Below are 17,780 nucleotides of genomic sequence, written 5' to 3'. Positions count from 1 at the left end.
CCATGTCCAAAGAAAAGTTCGAGCGCAAGAAGCCGCACGTGAACGTGGGCACGATCGGTCACGTGGACCACGGCAAGACGACGCTGACGGCGGCGCTGACGAAGATCGGTGCGGAGCGTTTCGGCGGCGAGTTCAAGGCGTACGACCAGATTGACGCGGCGCCGGAGGAGAAGGCGCGCGGGATCACGATCTCGACGGCGCACGTGGAGTACGAGTCGCCGACCCGGCACTACGCGCACGTGGACTGCCCGGGCCACGCGGACTACGTGAAGAACATGATCACGGGTGCGGCGCAGATGGACGGCGCGATCCTGGTGGTGTCGGCGGCGGACGGCCCGATGCCGCAGACGCGCGAGCACATCCTGCTGGCGCGGCAGGTGGGCGTGCCGTACATCGTGGTGTACATGAACAAGGCGGACATGGTGGACGACGCCGAGCTGCTGGAGCTGGTGGAGATGGAGGTCCGCGAGCTGCTGAGCAAGTACGACTTCCCGGGCGACGACACGCCGATCATCAAGGGTTCGGCGCTGAAGGCGCTGGAGGGCGACCAGTCGGAGATCGGGGTGCCGTCGATCATCAAGCTGGTGGACGCGCTGGACTCGTACATTCCGGAGCCGCAGCGCGACATTGACAAGCCGTTCCTGATGCCGGTGGAGGACGTGTTCTCGATCTCGGGCCGCGGCACGGTGGTGACCGGCCGCATCGAGCGCGGCGTGATCAAGGTGGGCGACGAAGTCGAGATCGTGGGCATCCGTCCGACGCAGAAGACGACGGTGACCGGCGTGGAGATGTTCCGCAAGCTGCTGGACCAGGGCCAGGCGGGCGACAACGCGGGTCTGCTGCTGCGCGGCACCAAGCGCGACGAGGTGGAGCGCGGCCAGGTGCTGGCGAAGCCGGGCACGATCACCCCGCACACCGACTTCGAGTGCGAGGTGTACGTGCTGTCGAAGGAGGAGGGCGGCCGTCACACGCCGTTCTTCAAGGGCTACCGCCCGCAGTTCTACTTCCGGACCACGGACGTGACCGGCGCGGTGACGCTGCCGGAGGGCGTGGATATGGTGATGCCGGGCGACAACGTGAAGCTGTCGGTGTCGCTGATCAACCCGGTGGCGATGGAAGAGGGTCTGCGGTTCGCGATCCGCGAGGGTGGCCGCACGGTCGGCGCCGGCGTGGTGGCGAAGATCCTGAAGTAAGCCCCGTGTTTCCCCCTCTCCCGCGCGCGGGAGAGGGCTGGGGCGGGCGGTGCCCGGCGTCGCCGCGACACGGTCGCGGGCGCCGGATTCCGGGCCCGGCCGCAGGCGGTCGGGTCCGGGTAGGGGCGGCGGTGTGCGCGACAGGCTTGCGCTCCGCCCCGGCTCCCCGCTAGAATGCAAGACCCTCGCGGCAGACCTGTTCAGGTTTGGCCGCGAATCAGCGAAATGAGGGGCAGGAGGCGCCTCGTTTTCGCCAGACAGGGATAGGTCGCGCGGCAGTGCTCCGCCCGTTCCGAAGCATGTTCGGGACATCGATGGCGGGGCGTTTCGGCGCGTTCGCAATTCTCCGTCTGGGCGGGCCGGGATGACCGGCCTGCCTTGTTTTTCGAACCAGGGAAGCGCGCGGGGTGCAGGGCTCAGCCCCGGGCGTCGAGGGAACCAAAACCGGGGTCCGGCGCACCCAGCCGCCGGGCCCGTCGCTCTTTATACCGAGGAACTCCGTCATGGCGGACCAGAAGATCCGGATTCGGCTCAAGGCGTTCGATCATCGTCTGATCGACCGCTCGGCCAGCGAGATCGTCGAGACGGCCAAGCGGACCGGCGCGCAGGTGCGCGGCCCGATCCCGTTGCCGACCAAGATCGAGCGCTACACCGTGCTGGTGTCGCCGCACGTCGACAAGGACGCGCGCGACCAGTACGAGACTCGCACGCACAAGCGCGTGCTCGACATCGTCGACCCCAACGACAAGACCGTGGACGCGCTGATGAAGCTCGAGCTCGCGGCCGGCGTCGACGTGCAGATCAAGCTGACCTGAGGACGCCGCCATGACCGCGAAGAAGCATTCGTTGGGCATTGTCGGCCGCAAGGCCGGCATGAGCCGGATCTTCACCGAGGACGGCAAGTCCGTGCCGGTGACCCTGATCGAGGCCACGCCGAACCGCATCACCCAGATCAAGACGGTGGAGACCGACGGCTACAGCGCCATCCAGGTCACCGCCGGCGTCAAGCGCGCCTCGCTGCTGAACAAGCCGGAGGCCGGGCACCTGGCCAAGGCCAAGGTCGAGGCCGGCCGCGGGCTGTGGGAGTTCCGCATCCCAGACGACCAGGTCGGCCAGTTCCAGCTCGGCGGCGAGATCCGCGCCGACATCTTCCAGGTCGGCCAGGCCGTGGATGTGCAGGGCGTGACCAAGGGCAAGGGCTTCGCCGGCACCATCAAGCGCTGGAACTTCACCATGGGTGATGCCAGCCACGGCAACTCGCTGTCGCATCGCGCCCCGGGCTCGATCGGCCAGCGCCAGACGCCGGGCCGCGTGTTCCCGGGCAAGAAGATGGCCGGTCACATGGGTCACGAGACCCACACCGTGCAGAACCTCCAGGTCGTCAAGGTGGACGCCGAGCGCGGCCTGATCGCGGTCAAGGGCGCCGTCCCCGGCGCGCCGGGCGGCGACGTCATCGTGCGGCCGACCAGCAAGGGAGCCTGATTTATGGAACTCGCCATCACGGGTAGCAGCAACAAGCTGGCGGTGTCCGAGGCCGTGTTCGGGCGCGAATTCAACGAGGACCTGGTGCACCAGGTCGTCGTCGCCTACCGTAACGCCGGCCGCGCCGGCACCAAGGCGCAGAAGACGCGTTCGGAAGTCAGCGGCACCACCAAGAAGTCCAAGCGCCAGAAGGGCGGCGGCGCCCGTCACGGCGCGCTGACCGCGCCGATCTTCGTCGGTGGCGGCGTGACCTTCGCGGCCAAGCCGCGCAGCTTCGCGCAGAAGGTCAACCGCAAGATGTACCGCGCGGCGATTGCCGCGATCCTGTCGGAGCTCAACCGCCAGGGCCGGATCAAGGTGGTCGAGGCGTTCGACGTGGACGCACCGAAGACCAAGGGCCTGATCGCCAAGCTCAAGGGTCTGGAAGTCGGCCAGCGTCCGCTGATCGTCACCGAGGACGCCTCCGAGGCGCTGTACCTGTCCGCGCGCAACATCCCCTACGTGGAGGTGCGCGACGTGCAGGGCCTGGATCCGGTCACGCTGGTCGCCGCCGACACCGTCGTGGTGACCACCGAGGCGGTCAAGAAGATCGAGGAGTGGCTGGCATGAGCGCCGTCAACGTCTATGAAGTGATCCGTGCGCCGCGCGTGTCCGAGAAGACCGCGCGCCTGCAGGAAGTGTCGAACCAGTACGTCTTCGAGGTCGCGAAGAGCGCCACCAAGGCCGACGTCAAGGCCGCGGTCGAGCAGCTGTTCGAGGTCAAGGTCGAGGCGGTGAATGTGGTGAACGTGAAGGGCAAGAACAAGTCCTTCCGTTTCCGCCAGGGCCGCCGCGGCGACTGGCGCAAGGCGTACGTGACCCTGGCCGAGGGCCAGACGATCGACGTGATGATGGCCAAGGCCTGAGGACACGACCCATGGCATTGATGACTTTCAAGCCCACTTCCGCCGGCCGCCGCAGCGCGGTCCGCGTGGTGACGCCGGGCCTGCACAAGGGCCGTCCGCACGCCGCGCTGGTCGAGAAGCAGGGCAAGACCGGCGGCCGCAACAACTACGGCCGCATCACCACCCGCCACATCGGCGGCGGCCACAAGCAGCACTACCGGATCATTGACTTCAAGCGCGACAAGGAAGGCATTCCGGCGCGCGTGGAGCGGATCGAGTACGACCCCAACCGCACTGCGCACATCGCGCTGCTGTGCTACGTGGACGGCGAGCGCCGCTACATCATCGCCCCGAAGGGCCTGAAGAGCGGCGACCAGGTGATCTCGGGCCGTGACGCCCCGATCAAGGTCGGCAACACCCTGCCGCTGCGCAACATCCCGATCGGCGCCACCGTGCACTGCATCGAGATGAAGCCGGGCAAGGGCGCCCAGCTCGCCCGCGCTGCCGGCGCCGGCGTGCAGCTGATCGCGCGCGAGCAGGGGTACGCCACGCTGCGCCTGCGCTCGGGCGAGATGCGCAAGGTTCCGGCCGAATGCCGCGCGACCATCGGCGAGGTCGGCAACGAGGAGCACAACCTCGAGAAGCTCGGCAAGGCCGGCGCCAAGCGCTGGCGCGGCATCCGTCCGACCGTGCGCGGCGCGGCGATGAACCCGGTGGACCACCCGCACGGCGGCGGCGAAGGCCGCGCCGGCCAGGGCAACCCGCACCCGGTCACGCCGTGGGGCGTGCCGACCAAGGGTTACAAGACCCGCAAGAACAAGCGCACCCAGCAGTTCATCGTGCGCGACCGCAGGAGCTAATCGGCCATGGCACGTTCACTGAAGAAGGGACCGTTCGTTGACCACCACCTGTTGAAGAAGGTGGAGGCAGCGGGCAGCAGCAAGAAGCCGATCAAGACCTGGTCGCGCCGCTCGACGATCCTGCCCGAGATGATCGGTTTCACCATCGCCGTGCACAACGGCAAGAATCACATCCCGGTGCTGGTCAACGAGAACATGGTCGGCCACAAGCTGGGCGAGTTCGCGGTGACCCGGACCTTCAAGGGCCACGGCGGCGACAAGAAGGCCGGCAAGTAAGGAGATGACCATGGAAGCGAAAGCCATCCTGCGCACCGCGCGCATCTCCCCGCAGAAGGCCCGCCTGGTCGCCGACCAGGTGCGTGGCCTGTCGGCCGAGCGCGCGGTCAACCTGCTGAAGTTCTCGGACAAGAAGGCCGCCCACCTGATCCGCAAGGTGGTGGAGTCGGCCATCGCCAACGCCGAGAACAACCAGGGCGCCGACATCGACGAACTGAAGGTCAAGACGATCATGGTCGACGAGGGCCCGGCGCTGAAGCGTTTCGCGGCCCGCGCCAAGGGCCGTGGTACCCGCATCCTCAAGCGCACCAGCCACATCACCGTGGTCGTCGGTGCCGGCAAGTAAGGCGGAGTGAAGACAGATGGGTCATAAAGTTCATCCGACCGGCATCCGCCTGGGCATCGCCAAGGACTGGAACTCGAAGTGGTACGCCGGCAAGAAGGAATACGCCGAGTACCTCGCCGCCGACCTCAAGGTTCGCGAGATGCTGCGCAAGAAGCTGGCGCAGGCCGGGATCAGCAGGATCCTGATCGAGCGTCCGGCCAAGACCGCGCGCGTGACGATCCACACCGCCCGCCCGGGGGTGGTGATCGGCAAGCGCGGCGAGGACATCGAGAAGCTGCGCAAGGAGGTCAGCGAGCTGATGGGCGTCCCGGCGCACATCAACGTGACCGAGGTGCGCAAGCCCGAGCTCGATGCGCAGCTGGTGGCCGAGTCCATCGCCCAGCAGCTCGAGCGCCGCATCATGTTCCGCCGCGCGATGAAGCGCGCGGTCGGCAACGCCATGCGCCTGGGCGCGCTCGGCATCAAGGTCAACGTCGCCGGCCGCCTCAACGGCGCCGAGATCGCGCGTTCGGAGTGGTACCGCGAGGGGCGCGTGCCCCTGCACACCCTCCGCGCCGACATCGACTACGGCTTCGCCGAGGCCCACACCACCTACGGCGTCATCGGCGTCAAGGTGTGGATCTACAAGGGCGAGGTGTTCGACTTCAGCCAGATCGGGCAGGAAAAGCAGGAGGAGGCCCCGCGCGCCGAGCGTAGCGAGCGTCCGTCCCGCCCGGCCCGTGCCCCCCGCGAGGCGAGGGACTAAGCCATGCTGCAACCCAAGCGAACCAAATACCGCAAGGTCCACAAGGGCCGCAACGAAGGCCTGAGCTGGAACGGCAACGCGGTCAGCTTCGGCGAGTACGGCCTGAAGGCCACCTCGTTCGGGCGCCTGACCGCGCGCCAGATCGAGGCCGCGCGCCGCGCCATCAGCCGCTACGTCAAGCGCGGCGGCAAGATGTGGATCCGCGTGTTCCCGGACAAGCCGATCACCCAGAAGCCGATCGAGGTCCGAATGGGCTCGGGCAAGGGCAACGTCGAGTACTGGGTCGCGCAGATCCAGCCGGGCCGCATGATCTACGAGATCGAGGGCGTCAGCGAGGAAGTCGCGCGCGAGGCGTTCCGCCTGGCCGCTGCCAAGCTGTCGGTGACCACCCAATTCGTGACCCGGACGGTGCGCTGATGGAACTCAAGCAACTGCGTCAGAAGTCGTCGGACGAGCTCAAGGCCCACCTGGTGGAGCTGCAGAAGGAGCAGTTCGCGCTGCGCATGCAGAAGGCCACCGGCCAGCTCGCCAAGACCCACGAGGTCCGGCGCGTGCGCCGCGAGATCGCCCGCGTGAACATGCTGCTCGGCGCGCTGCGCGACGGCGCGACGAAGTGAGGCCTGCCATGACCGAGAACACCCAGAAGAAGCTGCGCACGGTCGAAGGCCGCGTCGTCAGCAACAAGATGGACAAGACCGTGACCGTGCTCGTCGAGCGCCACGTCAAGCACGAGCTGTACGGCAAGTACATCCGTCGCTCGACCAGGCTCCACGCCCACGACGCCGAGAACGCCTGCAACGAGGGCGACATCGTGCGCGTGGTCGAGTGCGCGCCCCTGTCCAAGACCAAGAACTGGCGGGTCGTCGAGATCGTCGCCCGTGCGGCCGAGTAAGGAGAGGCAGCCATGATCCAGATGCAGAGCTATCTCGAGGTCGCCGACAACTCGGGCGCGAAGGAGCTGATGTGCATCAAGGTGCTCGGCGGCTCCAAGCGCCGCTACGCCCACATCGGCGACATCATCAAGGTGACCGTCAAGGACGCCATCCCGCGCGGCAAGGTGAAGAAGGGCGACGTGTACAACGCGGTCGTCGTCCGCACCCGCAAGGGTGTGCGCCGTCCGGATGGTTCCCTGATCCGCTTCGACGGCAACGCCGCCGTGCTGCTGAACAACAAGCATGAACCGATCGGCACCCGCATCTTCGGGCCGGTGACCCGCGAGCTGCGGTCCGAGAAGTTCATGAAGATCGTCTCGCTCGCGCCTGAAGTGCTCTGAGCGGAAGGAGCTGACATGAACCGTATCCGCAAGGGCGACCAGGTGGTCGTCATCGCCGGCAAGGACAAGGGCAAGAAGGGCGAGGTGCTGCGCGTGGCCGGCGACCGCGTCGTCGTCTCGAACATCAACATGGTCAAGCGCCACACCAAGCCGAACCCGCAGGCCGGCCAGCCCGGCGGCGTGATCGAGCGCGAGGCGCCGATCCACATTTCCAACGTGATGCTGTTCAACCCGGCCACCGGCAAGGGCGAACGCGTCGGTTTCAAGGTGCTGGAGGATGGACGCAAGCTGCGTGTGTTCCGCTCCAGCGGTGAGGCGGTCGACGCCTGAGGAATGCCCACATGACCCGGCTTGAAAAGATCTACAAGGAAGAGGTGGTGCCGAAGCTGATGAAGCAGTTCGGCTACACCAACCCGATGGAAGTGCCCCGTCTCGTCAAGATCACGCTCAACATGGGCGTGGGCGAGGCCGCTGCCAACAAGAAGGTGCTCGAGAACGCGGTGGCCGACATGGCCAAGATCGCCGGCCAGAAGCCGCTGGTGACCAAGTCGCGCATCTCGGTGGCGTCGTTCAAGATCCGTGACGGCTGGCCGATCGGCTGCAAGGTGACCCTGCGCCGCGCCCGCATGTACGAGTTCCTCGACCGTCTGGTGAACATCGCCCTGCCGCGCGTCCGCGACTTCCGCGGCGTGTCCGGGCGTTCGTTCGACGGCCGCGGCAACTACAACATGGGCGTGAAGGAGCAGATCATCTTCCCGGAGATCGACTTCGACCAGATCGACGCCCTGCGCGGCATGGACATCGCCATCACCACCACCGCGAAGACCGACGCCGAGGCCAAGGCCCTGCTCGAGGGCTTCCGCTTCCCGTTCCGCAACTGAGGGGCTCCGACACATGGCCAAGACTTCGATGGTCAACCGCGAGGCCAAGCGCGCCAAGCTGGCCAAGCGCTACGCCGCCAAGCGCGAGGCGCTGAAGAAGGTCATCTCCAGCACGACCGCGTCGTACGAGGAGAAGATGGAGGCGGTGGTCAAGCTGCAGAAGCTGCCGCGCGACTCCTCGCCCTGCCGCCAGCGCAACCGCTGCGCCCTGACGGGGCGCCCGCGCGGCGTGTACTCCAAGTTCGGCCTGGGCCGCAACAAGCTGCGCGAGGCCACCATGCGCGGCGACGTCCCCGGCCTGCGCAAGGCGTCCTGGTAACCGGCAAGACGAAATTCGCGATCCCGCGGATATCGGTGCTACTCGAAGGAAACATCCATGAGCATGACTGATCCCATCGCCGACATGCTGGTCCGCATCAAGAATGCGGCCGCGGTCGGCAAGCCGACGGTGTCCATGCCGTCGTCCAAGATCAAGGCGGCGATCGCCAAGGTCCTGAAGGACGAGGGCTACATCGCCGACTACCGCGTGATCCAGGACGGCGCCAAGGCGCAGCTGGAGATCGTGCTGAAGTATTTCGAAGGCCGCCCGGTGATCGAGCGCCTGCAGCGCGTCTCGCGCTCGGGCCTGCGCCAGTACCGCGGCAAGGACGCGCTGCCGAAGGTCCTCGGGGGCCTGGGCGTCGCGATCATCTCCACCTCCAAGGGCATCATGACCGATGCGCAGGCGCGCCAGATGGGCGTCGGCGGTGAGGTCCTGTGCTTCGTGGCCTAAGGGAGGAACACGCATGTCCCGAGTTGCCAAGAAGCCGGTGGCCCTGCCCAAGGGCGTCGAGGTCACCGTCGCACCGCAGAGCATCAGCGCCAAGGGCCCGAAGGGCACCCTGAGCGTGGCCAAGCCGGCCGGCATCGAGCTCGCCATCGAGAACGGCCAGGCCATGTTCAGCACCGCCGACGAGTCGCTGGTGCCGCTCGCCGGCACCCTGCGCGCGATCCTGGCCAACATGGTCAAGGGCGTGTCCGAGGGCTTCGAGCGCAAGCTCGAGCTGGTCGGCGTCGGCTACCGCGCCGCGATGCAGGGCAAGGACCTGAGCCTGTCGCTGGGCTTCTCCCACCCGGTCGTGTTCAAGGCGCCGGAGGGCATCACCCTCGCCACGCCGAGCCAGACCGAGATCGTGGTCAGCGGCCCCGACAAGCAGCGCGTCGGCGAAGTCGCCGCCAAGATCCGCGCGTTCCGTCCGCCGGAGCCCTACAAGGGCAAGGGCGTGAAGTACGCCGGCGAGAACATCATCCGTAAGGAAGCCAAGAAGGCCTGACGCGGCCTGCACCGACGGGGTCCGGTCTTTCCGGGCCGGGTCCCGCGGGAACCGCTCCTTCAGCTTCGAGGAACAAAACCATGGAAAAGAAGATCGCCCGCCTGCGCCGCGCCAAGGCCACGCGTGCCCACATCCGCAAGCTCGGCGTGCCGCGCCTGTCGGTGCTGCGCACCGGCCAGCACATCTACGCGCAGCTGTTCACCGCCGACGGCTCGAAGGTCCTGGCTTCGGCCTCGACCGCGCAGGCCGAGGTCCGCGAGGGCCTCAAGAGCCTGAAGAACATCGAGGCCGCCGCCAAGGTCGGCCGCATGATCGCCGAGCGCGCCCGCGCGGCCGGCATCGAGAAGGTGGCGTTCGACCGCTCCGGCTACCGCTACCACGGGCGCGTGAAGGCGCTCGCGGACGCGGCGCGCGAGGGCGGCCTGCAGTTCTGACTTGAATGCGCGGGGCGCAGGCCCCACGCAGGACCGACCCGCCGGCACGGGTGGTGCCGGGCGCGGCGACGGGTTGTCCGCCGCCGCGAAACACCCGCGGTAATCCACAACCATAAGCGGCCACGCCGCAAATTCCATCCAGACAGCGAGAGATCCACATGGCAGAACAACGTGAACCGCGGGGCCGCGATCGCGAGCGCAACCGCGAGGAAATCGACGACGGCATGATCGAGAAGCTGATCGCGGTCAACCGCGTCAGCAAGACGGTCAAGGGCGGCCGCCAGTTCACCTTCACCGCGCTGACGGTGGTGGGCGACGGCGCCGGCAAGGTCGGCTTCGGCTACGGCAAGGCCCGCGAGGTGCCGGTCGCGATCCAGAAGTCCATGGAGTACGCGCGCCGCAACATGGCCGCGGTCGAGCTCAACAACGGCACGCTCTGGCACCCGGTCAAGGCCGGGCACGGCGCGGCGCGCGTGTTCATGCAGCCGGCCTCCGAGGGTACCGGCGTGATCGCCGGCGGCGCCATGCGCGCCGTGCTCGAGGCGGTGGGCGTGAAGAACGTGCTGGCCAAGGCCGTCGGTTCGCGCAACCCGATCAACCTGGTGCGCGCCACCGTCAAGGGCCTGACCAGCATGCAGTCGCCGTCGCGGATCGCGGCCAAGCGCGGCAAGAAGGTGGAGGACCTGGTCAATGGCTAAGAACAACGAGACCACGGCCGCCGGCACCGTCAAGGTTCGCCTGGTGCGCGGCCTGCGCGGCGCCCAGCAGCGCCACCGCCTGTCGGTGCGCGCGCTCGGCCTGAACAAGCTCAACGACGTGCGCGAGCTCAAGGACAGCCCGCAGGTGCGGGGTCTGATCAACCAGCTCCACTACCTCGTCCGCGTGGAGGAGTAACCACATGCGTCTGAACACTCTCAAGCCCGCCGCCGGCGCCCGCAAGGAGCGCGTCCGCGTCGGCCGCGGCATCGGCTCGGGCCTCGGCAAGACCGCCGGTCGCGGCCACAAGGGCCAGTACGCGCGTTCGGGCAAGGGCAAGGTCAAGGCCGGCTTCGAAGGCGGCCAGATGCCGTTGCAGCGCCGCCTGCCGAAGGTCGGCTTCCGTTCGCGCACCGCCAAGGACACCGCCGAGGTGCTGCTGTACCAGCTCGACAAGCTCGAGGCCGGCACGATCGATTTCGCCGCGCTGCGCGCCGCCGGGCTGGTGCCGACCACCGCCAAGCAGGCCAAGGTGGTGAAGAAGGGCGAGGTCACCAAGGCGTTCGTGCTCAAGGGCGTGCCGGCCACCGCCGGCGCACGTGCGGCGATCGAGGCCGTCGGCGGCCAGGTCCTGGCGGAGTAAGCGACACATGGCGCGAGGCGGCAACGCGGCTTCCCTCGGCGGCGGGCTCGGCAAGTTCACCGAGCTCCGCCAGCGCCTGCTGTTCGTGCTCGGGGCGCTGATCGTCTATCGCATCGGCTGCTACATCCCGGTCCCGGGCGTGAACCCGGAGGCGATGCTGCAGCTGATGGAGACCCAGGAAGGCACCATCGTGGACATGTTCAACATGTTCTCCGGTGGTGCCCTGGAGCGCTTCAGCCTGTTCGCGCTGAACGTGATCCCGTACATTTCGGCCTCGATCATCGTCCAGCTGATGACGCAGATCCTGCCGAGCTGGAAGGCGATGTCGAAGGAGGGCGAGTCCGGCCGCCGCCGGATCACCCAGTACTCGCGCATGGGCGCGATCCCGCTGGCGATCTTCCAGGCCGCCGGCATCGCCATCGCGCTGCAGAACTCCGGCGCCAGCAACGGCATCCCGGTCGTGTACAACCCCGGCCCGGGCTTCGTCCTGACCGCGGTGGTGGCGCTGACCGCGGGCACGATGTTCCTGATGTGGCTCGGCGAGCAGGTGACCGAGCGCGGCATCGGCAACGGCGTGTCGCTGATCATCTTCGCCGGCATCGTCGCCGGCCTGCCGGGCGCGGTGCTGAGCACGCTCGAGCAGGCGCGCAACGGCGACATGAGCCCGCTGACGGTGATCGCGATCCTGGTGATCGTGCTGGCGTTCACCTTCTTCGTGGTGTTCATCGAGCGCGGCCAGCGCCGGGTCACGGTCAACTACGCGCGCCGCCAGGGCGGCCGCAGCGCGTACATGAACCAGACCTCGTTCCTGCCGCTCAAGCTCAACATGTCGGGCGTGATCCCGCCGATCTTCGCCTCGAGCCTGATCATGTTCCCGGCCACGGCCAGCACCTGGTTCGGCAGCTCCGGCCAGGCGACCTGGCTGCAGAAGGCGGCGCAGGCGCTGGCTCCGGGCGAGCCGCTGCACATGCTGCTGTACGGCGGGTTGATCGTCGGCTTCGCGTTCTTCTACACCGCGCTGGTGTTCAACTCGCAGGAGACCGCCGACAACCTGAAGAAGTCGGGCGCGCTGATCCCGGGCATCCGTCCGGGCAAGGCGACGGCGGACTACATTGACGGCGTGCTGACCCGGCTCACGGCCGCCGGCGCGCTGTACCTGGTGCTGGTGTGCCTGCTGCCGGAATTCATGCGTACCGAGTTCGGCACTTCGTTCTACTTCGGCGGCACCTCGCTGCTGATCGTGGTGGTCGTGGTGATGGACTTCATCGCCCAGATCCAGGCCCACCTGATGTCGCACCAGTACGAGAGCCTGCTGAAGAAGGCCAACCTCAAGGGGTCCCGCTCCGGCCTGCCAGGCCGGTGAGGGGGCGGGGCGCCGGCCGGGCCGGCGCTCCGAAGACGGCGGCGGGCCACGCCCGCGCCGTGCGGCACGACCCGGTGCCGCGGCGGATCCCGGAGCGATCCCGGGATCCCGAATGGGCGACCCGCGCGGCGGTCCCGCGCGCGGGTGGGCTCCGGTGGTCCCGCGCGGGGTGGCGCGGGCGGTCCAGGCCGGTCGGCCTGGGGCCAGCCGGGGTCCGTCGCCGGAGCATGGGCACACTCCCCATGCCGGGTCCGCGGCCCTGCCGCGGGCTTCCTGGGCTTTCGGGACCCTGATACAATTTCCGATTCACTCGGCCGGGTAGCCAAACCCGGCGGCCAACCAGTTTGGAGATCGCGTCATGGCGCGTATTGCAGGCGTCAACCTGCCTGCCCAGAAGCACGTCTGGGTCGGGCTGCAAAGCATCTACGGCATCGGCCGTACCCGTTCGAAGCAGGTCTGCGAGGCGGCCGGCGTCAGCCCGTCCACCAAGATCCGCGACCTGACCGAGGCCGAGGTCGAGCGCCTGCGCGCCGAGATCGGCAAGTACACGGTCGAGGGCGACCTGCGCCGCGAAGTCGGCATGGCGATCAAGCGCCTGATGGACCTCGGCTGCTACCGCGGCCTGCGCCACCGTCGCGGCCTGCCCGTGCGTGGCCAGCGCACCCGTACCAACGCGCGCACCCGCAAGGGCCCGCGCAAGGCCATCAAGAAGTAAGGAACCCAGACCATGGCCAAGCCGGCTGCTGCTGCCAAGACCAAGAAGAAGATCAAGCGCGTCGTCACCGACGGCATCGCGCACGTCCATGCCTCGTTCAACAACACCATCGTCACGATCACCGACCGCCAGGGCAACGCGCTGGCGTGGGCGACCTCGGGCGGTGCGGGCTTCCGCGGTTCGCGCAAGTCCACCCCGTTCGCCGCGCAGGTCGCCGCCGAGAAGGCCGGCCGTGCCGCGCTCGACTACGGGCTGAAGTCGCTCGAGGTGCGCATCAAGGGCCCGGGTCCGGGCCGCGAGTCGGCGGTGCGTTCGCTGAACGCCGTCGGCTACAAGATCACCAACATCATCGACGTCACGCCGATCCCGCACAACGGCTGCCGTCCGCCCAAGAAGCGGCGCGTCTGAGGAGCTGAAGACACATGGCTCGTTACATCGGTCCCACCTGCAAGCTCGCCCGCCGCGAGGGCGCCGACCTCGGCCTGAAGACGCCGACCCGCGCGCTCGACTCCAAGTGCAAGCTGGAGCAGAAGCCCGGCCAGCACGGCCCCACCGCGCGCAAGGGCAAGCTTTCCGACTATGCCACCCAGCTGCGCGAGAAGCAGAAGGTCAAGCGCATCTACGGCCTGCTGGAGCGGCAGTTCCGCAACTACTACAAGAAGGCCTCGACCCGGAAGGGCAACACCGGCGAGACCCTGCTGCAGATGCTCGAGGCGCGCCTCGACAACGTCGTCTACCGCATGGGCTTCGCCGTGACCCGCCCGGCCGCGCGCCAGCTGGTCTCGCACCGCGGCGTGCTGGTCAACGGCAAGTCGGTGAACCTGCCCTCGTACCAGGTCAAGCCGGGCGACACCATCGCCCTGTCCGAGCGCGCGCAGAAGCAGCTGCGGGTGCAGGAGGCGCTGACCGTCGCCCAGCAGATGGACCTGACGCCGTCGTGGATCGAGGTGGACGCGAAGAAGTTCGCCGGCGTGTTCAAGGCCGTGCCCGACCGCGCCGACCTGCCGGCCGACATCAACGAAGCGCTGATCGTCGAGCTGTACTCGAAGTAATCCATTGCCATCGGCCGCCGCCCCCGGGCGGTCGCAGGAGACATCACGAATGACGGTTACCGCCACCCAAGTGCTGCGCCCGCGTGGCCCGCAGATCGAGCGCATCAGCGAGCACCGCGCCAAGGTCGTGATCGAGCCGCTGGAGCGCGGCTACGGCCACACCCTCGGCAACGCGCTGCGCCGCGTGCTGCTCTCGTCCATCCCCGGCTTTGCGATCACCGAGGTCGAGATCGACGGCGTCCTGCACGAGTACACCACGGTCGAGGGGCTGCAGGAGGACGTGCTCGAAGTCCTGCTGAACCTCAAGGATGTCGCGATCCGCATGCACACCGGCGATTCCTCCACCCTGACCCTGAGCAAGCAGGGCCCGGGTGTGGTCACCGCCGGCGACATCAAGACCGACCACAACGTCGAGGTGCTCAACCCCGGCCACGTGATCTGCCACCTCACCAAGGACACGGCGCTGAACATGCGCCTGAAGATCGAGCGCGGCTTCGGCTATCAGCCGGCCGCCGCCCGTCGCCGTCCGGACGAGGAGACCCGCGCGATCGGCCGCCTGATGCTGGACGCCTCGTTCTCGCCCGTGCGCCGCGTGGCGTACGCGGTCGAGGCCGCGCGCGTCGAGCAGCGCACCGACCTGGACAAGCTGATCCTCGACATCGAGACCAACGGCACGATCGACGCCGAGGAGGCCGTGCGCACCGCCGCCGACATCCTCACCGACCAGCTCAGCGTGTTCGGCGACTTCACCCACCGCGAGCGCGGTGCGGCGAAGCCGGCCGCGGGCGGCATCGATCCGATCCTGCTGCGCCCGATCGACGACCTCGAGCTGACCGTGCGTTCGGCCAACTGCCTCAAGGCCGAGAGCATCTACTACATCGGCGACCTGATCCAGAAGACCGAGGTGGAGCTGCTCAAGACGCCGAACCTGGGTAAGAAGTCGCTCACCGAGATCAAGGAAGTGCTGGCCCAGCGCGGCCTTTCGCTCGGGATGAAGCTCGAAAACTGGCCGCCCGCGGGCCTCGCCTCGCACGGCATGATGGGTTAAAGGAACCACGACCATGCGCCACCAGAACTCCGGACGCAAGTTCAGCCGCACCAGCGCCCATCGCGAAGCGATGTTCCGCAACATGGCCGCGTCGCTGATCAAGCACGAACTGATCCGTACCACCCTGCCGAAGGCCAAGGAGCTGCGCCGGGTCGCCGAGCCGCTGATCACGCTGGCCAAGAACGACGGCGTGGCCAACCGCCGCCTCGCGTTCGCCCGCCTGCGCGACAAGCAGGCGGTGGGCAAGCTCTTCGTCGAGCTCGGCCCGCGCTACCGCGAGCGTCCGGGCGGCTACCTGCGCATCCTCAAGTGCGGCTTCCGCCCCGGCGACAACGCGCCGATGGCGTATGTCGAGCTGGTGGACCGCCCGCAGGCCGCCGAGGCCGCCGAGGCCGAGTAAGCCATCCGGCCGGGCTGCCGCCGCGCAGCCCTGCGATGCCTCCGAGACGCCCCGGTCTTGCCGGGGCGTTCCTGTTTCCGGCGGCGCCCCCCCGCGACCAGCGTGAACCCGGCCCGTGCGCCGCCGCGCGCAAGGCTACCGCGGACGCGCCAGACCGCCTATCGTGCGCAGCATGACGACATCTCCCTTCCGCTGGTCCTTCCGCGCCCAGTTCCTCGCCGGCTTCCTTGCCTGCGCCGCGCTGATCGGGTTCGCGCTCTACACCCAGTTGCATGGCGGCCTGGAGCCGTGCCCGCTGTGCATTTTCCAGCGCGTGGCCTTCGCCGCGCTGGGCCTGGTGTTCCTGCTCGGCGGGCTGCATGCGCCGCAGGGCGCGGGCGGACGGCGCGCGTGGGGTGTGGTCGCGCTGCTGCCGGCGCTGGTGGGGCTCGGGATCGCAGGGCGGCACGTGTGGCTGCAGCACCTGCCGCCCGACCGGGTGCCGGCGTGCGGCCCCGGCCTTGACTACATGCTCGAGGCGATGCCGCTCACCGGCGTGATCCGCAAGGTGCTGACCGGCTCGGGCGAGTGCGCCAACGTGGACTGGAGCTTCCTCGGCCTGTCCATGCCGGCCTGGAGCCTGGTCTGGTTCGTGCTGTTGGCGGGCTGGGCGGCGTTCGCCGCGTTCCGCCGTCGCTGAGGTCCGCCGCGCCGGCCGGGTCGTTGCGCGCGCAACGGTTGCGGCGCCGGCGGTCGGGCGCGATGATGCCTTGATGCACCGCAACACCCCCTTGCGACCGATGACCCCGACCGACCGCTCCCTGCATCCCGTGCACCTGCCCGAGGGCTGGTCGCCGTCGAGCTGGCGCGCGCGTCCGGCGGCGCAGATCCCCGAGTATCCGGATCCCGCCGAGCTCGCCGCGGTGCAGGCCGAGCTGCGCGCGTTGCCGCCGCTGGTGACCTCGTGGGAGATCCTGGCGCTCCGGCAGCAGCTGGCCGAGGCCCAGGATGGGCGCCGCTTCCTGCTCCAGGGCGGCGACTGCGCCGAGAGCTTCGCCGAGTGCAACTCGGAGGTGATCTCCAACCGGCTCAAGGTGCTGCTGCAGATGAGCCTGGTGCTGGTGCACGGCCTGCGCAAGCCGGTGGTGCGGGTGGGCCGCTTCGCCGGCCAGTACGCCAAGCCGCGCTCGGCCGACGCCGAGACCATCGGCGGGGTGACGCTGCCGAGCTACCGCGGCGACATGGTCAACGCGCCCGAGTTCGATCCGGCCGCACGCACGCCGGACCCGCGGCGCATGGTCAAGGCGCACGCGCGCTCGGCCATGACCATGAACTTCGTGCGCGCCCTGATCGACGGCGGTTTCGCCGACCTGCACCATCCCGAGTACTGGGACCTGGGCTGGGTGCGCCATTCGCCGCTGGCGGAGGAATACCAGCGCATGGTCGCCGCGATCGGCGACGCGGTGCGCTTCATGGAGACGCTGTCCGGCAGCGAGGTGCACAACCTCAACCGGGTGGACTTCTACACCTCGCACGAGGCACTGCTGCTGCCGTACGAGGAGGCGCTGACCCGGCAGGTGCCGCGGCAGTGGGGCTGGTTCAACCTGAGCACCCATTTCCCGTGGATCGGGATGCGCACCGCCGCGCTGGACGGAGCGCACGTGGAGTACTTCCGCGGCATCCGCAATCCGGTGGGGATCAAGATCGGCCCGTCGGTGACGCCGGACCAGCTGCTGCGGCTGGTCGAGGCGCTCAATCCCGACGACGAGCCGGGGCGGCTGACCCTGATCCACCGCATGGGCGCGGCCAACGTCGCGGCGAAGCTGCCGCCGCTGCTGCAGGCGGTCAAGCGCGAGGGCCGGCGCGTGCTGTGGGTGTGCGACCCGATGCACGGCAACACCGAGGCCACCGCCAACGGCTACAAGACCCGTCGTTTCGACAACATCCGCAGCGAGCTCGAGCAGGCCTTCGACCTGCACGCGGCCGCCGGCACGCGCCTGGGCGGCGTGCACCTGGAGCTCACCGGCGAGGACGTCACCGAGTGCCTGGGCGGCGCGCGCGAGCTCACCGAGCGCGACCTCGAGCGCGCCTACCGCTCCAGCGTGGATCCGCGCCTGAACTACGAGCAGGCGCTCGAGATTGCGATGCTGATCGTGCGCAAGCAGGGGCAGCTGGCGGCGCCGGCCGGCGCCTGACG

General features: G+C 68.6%; 30 protein-coding genes. All 30 read left to right on the top strand.

Features of this window, described 5'->3' with window-relative positions:
* Positions 1-2: 2 nt before the first annotated feature.
* The 30 genes from tuf to FPV26_RS02635 all read left to right on the top strand — a co-directional run bounded on the left by tuf (position 3) and on the right by FPV26_RS02635 (position 17,778).
* Positions 3-1,193 carry an elongation factor Tu gene (gene tuf, locus FPV26_RS02780; RefSeq protein ID WP_147652190.1) on the top strand — a complete coding sequence of 397 codons (1,191 nt, stop codon included), beginning with the start codon at positions 3-5 and terminating at the stop codon, positions 1,191-1,193.
* Between the two features lie 503 nt (positions 1,194-1,696).
* Positions 1,697-2,008 (top strand): 30S ribosomal protein S10, encoded by a 312-nt coding sequence (gene rpsJ / locus FPV26_RS02775; protein ID WP_005408208.1) that lies wholly within the window; start codon positions 1,697-1,699, stop codon positions 2,006-2,008.
* A gap of 10 nt (positions 2,009-2,018) precedes the next feature.
* Positions 2,019-2,675, top strand: a complete 657-nt coding sequence (gene rplC / locus FPV26_RS02770; protein ID WP_147652189.1) for a 50S ribosomal protein L3 — start codon at positions 2,019-2,021, stop codon at positions 2,673-2,675.
* 3 nt (positions 2,676-2,678) lie between these two features.
* On the top strand, positions 2,679-3,284 hold the full coding sequence (rplD, locus tag FPV26_RS02765; RefSeq protein WP_147652188.1) for a 50S ribosomal protein L4: 606 nt from the start codon (positions 2,679-2,681) through the stop codon (positions 3,282-3,284).
* Positions 3,281-3,580, top strand: a complete 300-nt coding sequence (gene rplW, locus FPV26_RS02760; protein ID WP_147652187.1) for a 50S ribosomal protein L23 — start codon at positions 3,281-3,283, stop codon at positions 3,578-3,580. Before rplD ends, rplW begins: the two co-directional genes overlap by 4 nt.
* 11 nt (positions 3,581-3,591) lie before the next feature.
* A complete protein-coding gene (gene rplB, locus FPV26_RS02755; protein ID WP_147652186.1) occupies positions 3,592-4,419 on the top strand; it encodes a 50S ribosomal protein L2 in 828 nt (275 codons plus the stop codon).
* Positions 4,420-4,425: 6 nt separating this feature from the next.
* On the top strand, positions 4,426-4,695 hold the full coding sequence (rpsS, locus tag FPV26_RS02750) for a 30S ribosomal protein S19 (protein ID WP_147652185.1): 270 nt from the start codon (positions 4,426-4,428) through the stop codon (positions 4,693-4,695).
* A 10-nt stretch (positions 4,696-4,705) separates the two neighbouring features.
* Positions 4,706-5,041, top strand: coding sequence for a 50S ribosomal protein L22 (rplV, locus tag FPV26_RS02745; RefSeq protein WP_147652184.1), 336 nt, complete (start codon positions 4,706-4,708; stop codon positions 5,039-5,041).
* Between the two features lie 16 nt (positions 5,042-5,057).
* Positions 5,058-5,786, top strand: a complete 729-nt coding sequence (gene rpsC / locus FPV26_RS02740) for a 30S ribosomal protein S3 (protein ID WP_147652183.1) — start codon at positions 5,058-5,060, stop codon at positions 5,784-5,786.
* Positions 5,787-5,789: 3 nt separating this feature from the next.
* Entirely contained in the window at positions 5,790-6,203 is a 414-nt protein-coding gene (gene rplP, locus FPV26_RS02735; protein ID WP_147652182.1) for a 50S ribosomal protein L16, read from the top strand.
* Positions 6,203-6,403: a 50S ribosomal protein L29 gene (gene rpmC / locus FPV26_RS02730; protein WP_147652181.1), complete on the top strand. Its 201-nt coding sequence runs from the start codon at positions 6,203-6,205 to the stop codon at positions 6,401-6,403. The genes rplP and rpmC overlap by 1 nt, the downstream gene beginning before the upstream one ends.
* Positions 6,404-6,411: 8 nt before the next feature.
* Positions 6,412-6,678 carry a 30S ribosomal protein S17 gene (rpsQ, locus tag FPV26_RS02725; protein WP_147652180.1) on the top strand — a complete coding sequence of 89 codons (267 nt, stop codon included), beginning with the start codon at positions 6,412-6,414 and terminating at the stop codon, positions 6,676-6,678.
* A gap of 12 nt (positions 6,679-6,690) precedes the next feature.
* The gene (gene rplN / locus FPV26_RS02720) at positions 6,691-7,059 is read left to right on the top strand and encodes a 50S ribosomal protein L14 (RefSeq protein WP_147652179.1); all 369 of its coding nucleotides are present in this window, start codon (positions 6,691-6,693) and stop codon (positions 7,057-7,059) included.
* A gap of 15 nt (positions 7,060-7,074) precedes the next feature.
* A complete protein-coding gene (gene rplX / locus FPV26_RS02715) occupies positions 7,075-7,389 on the top strand; it encodes a 50S ribosomal protein L24 (protein ID WP_147652178.1) in 315 nt (104 codons plus the stop codon).
* 11 nt (positions 7,390-7,400) lie between these two features.
* Positions 7,401-7,940, top strand: coding sequence for a 50S ribosomal protein L5 (gene rplE / locus FPV26_RS02710; protein ID WP_147652177.1), 540 nt, complete (start codon positions 7,401-7,403; stop codon positions 7,938-7,940).
* 13 nt (positions 7,941-7,953) lie between these two features.
* A complete protein-coding gene (gene rpsN / locus FPV26_RS02705; RefSeq protein ID WP_147652176.1) occupies positions 7,954-8,259 on the top strand; it encodes a 30S ribosomal protein S14 in 306 nt (101 codons plus the stop codon).
* A gap of 57 nt (positions 8,260-8,316) precedes the next feature.
* Positions 8,317-8,712 carry a 30S ribosomal protein S8 gene (gene rpsH, locus FPV26_RS02700; protein WP_147652175.1) on the top strand — a complete coding sequence of 132 codons (396 nt, stop codon included), beginning with the start codon at positions 8,317-8,319 and terminating at the stop codon, positions 8,710-8,712.
* A 13-nt stretch (positions 8,713-8,725) separates the two neighbouring features.
* Positions 8,726-9,253, top strand: coding sequence for a 50S ribosomal protein L6 (gene rplF / locus FPV26_RS02695; RefSeq protein ID WP_147652174.1), 528 nt, complete (start codon positions 8,726-8,728; stop codon positions 9,251-9,253).
* An 80-nt stretch (positions 9,254-9,333) separates the two neighbouring features.
* The gene (gene rplR / locus FPV26_RS02690) at positions 9,334-9,687 is read left to right on the top strand and encodes a 50S ribosomal protein L18 (protein ID WP_147652173.1); all 354 of its coding nucleotides are present in this window, start codon (positions 9,334-9,336) and stop codon (positions 9,685-9,687) included.
* Between the two features lie 158 nt (positions 9,688-9,845).
* Positions 9,846-10,385 carry a 30S ribosomal protein S5 gene (gene rpsE, locus FPV26_RS02685; RefSeq protein WP_147652172.1) on the top strand — a complete coding sequence of 180 codons (540 nt, stop codon included), beginning with the start codon at positions 9,846-9,848 and terminating at the stop codon, positions 10,383-10,385.
* On the top strand, positions 10,378-10,581 hold the full coding sequence (rpmD, locus tag FPV26_RS02680; RefSeq protein WP_147652171.1) for a 50S ribosomal protein L30: 204 nt from the start codon (positions 10,378-10,380) through the stop codon (positions 10,579-10,581). Before rpsE ends, rpmD begins: the two co-directional genes overlap by 8 nt.
* Positions 10,582-10,585: 4 nt before the next feature.
* Complete coding sequence (rplO, locus tag FPV26_RS02675) at positions 10,586-11,026, top strand: 50S ribosomal protein L15 (protein ID WP_147652170.1); 441 nt, start codon at positions 10,586-10,588, stop codon at positions 11,024-11,026.
* 7 nt (positions 11,027-11,033) lie between these two features.
* Positions 11,034-12,389: a preprotein translocase subunit SecY gene (gene secY, locus FPV26_RS02670; RefSeq protein WP_147652169.1), complete on the top strand. Its 1,356-nt coding sequence runs from the start codon at positions 11,034-11,036 to the stop codon at positions 12,387-12,389.
* 358 nt (positions 12,390-12,747) lie between these two features.
* A complete protein-coding gene (rpsM, locus tag FPV26_RS02665) occupies positions 12,748-13,104 on the top strand; it encodes a 30S ribosomal protein S13 (RefSeq protein WP_147652168.1) in 357 nt (118 codons plus the stop codon).
* Between the two features lie 12 nt (positions 13,105-13,116).
* Positions 13,117-13,512, top strand: a complete 396-nt coding sequence (gene rpsK / locus FPV26_RS02660) for a 30S ribosomal protein S11 (RefSeq protein WP_147652167.1) — start codon at positions 13,117-13,119, stop codon at positions 13,510-13,512.
* 14 nt (positions 13,513-13,526) lie between these two features.
* The gene (rpsD, locus tag FPV26_RS02655; RefSeq protein ID WP_147652166.1) at positions 13,527-14,156 is read left to right on the top strand and encodes a 30S ribosomal protein S4; all 630 of its coding nucleotides are present in this window, start codon (positions 13,527-13,529) and stop codon (positions 14,154-14,156) included.
* 49 nt (positions 14,157-14,205) lie between these two features.
* Complete coding sequence (locus FPV26_RS02650; RefSeq protein WP_147652165.1) at positions 14,206-15,204, top strand: DNA-directed RNA polymerase subunit alpha; 999 nt, start codon at positions 14,206-14,208, stop codon at positions 15,202-15,204.
* Between the two features lie 13 nt (positions 15,205-15,217).
* Positions 15,218-15,604 (top strand): 50S ribosomal protein L17, encoded by a 387-nt coding sequence (rplQ, locus tag FPV26_RS02645; protein ID WP_147652164.1) that lies wholly within the window; start codon positions 15,218-15,220, stop codon positions 15,602-15,604.
* Between the two features lie 172 nt (positions 15,605-15,776).
* Complete coding sequence (locus FPV26_RS02640) at positions 15,777-16,283, top strand: disulfide bond formation protein B (RefSeq protein ID WP_147652163.1); 507 nt, start codon at positions 15,777-15,779, stop codon at positions 16,281-16,283.
* Positions 16,284-16,383: 100 nt separating this feature from the next.
* Complete coding sequence (locus FPV26_RS02635) at positions 16,384-17,778, top strand: class II 3-deoxy-7-phosphoheptulonate synthase (protein ID WP_147652302.1); 1,395 nt, start codon at positions 16,384-16,386, stop codon at positions 17,776-17,778.
* Positions 17,779-17,780 lie beyond the last annotated feature (2 nt).

Source organism: Vulcaniibacterium gelatinicum (assembly GCF_008033445.1).
GTDB classification, from domain to species: domain Bacteria; phylum Pseudomonadota; class Gammaproteobacteria; order Xanthomonadales; family Xanthomonadaceae; genus Vulcaniibacterium_B; species Vulcaniibacterium_B gelatinicum.
This window is presented reverse-complemented; position numbering and strand designations above follow the sequence as displayed.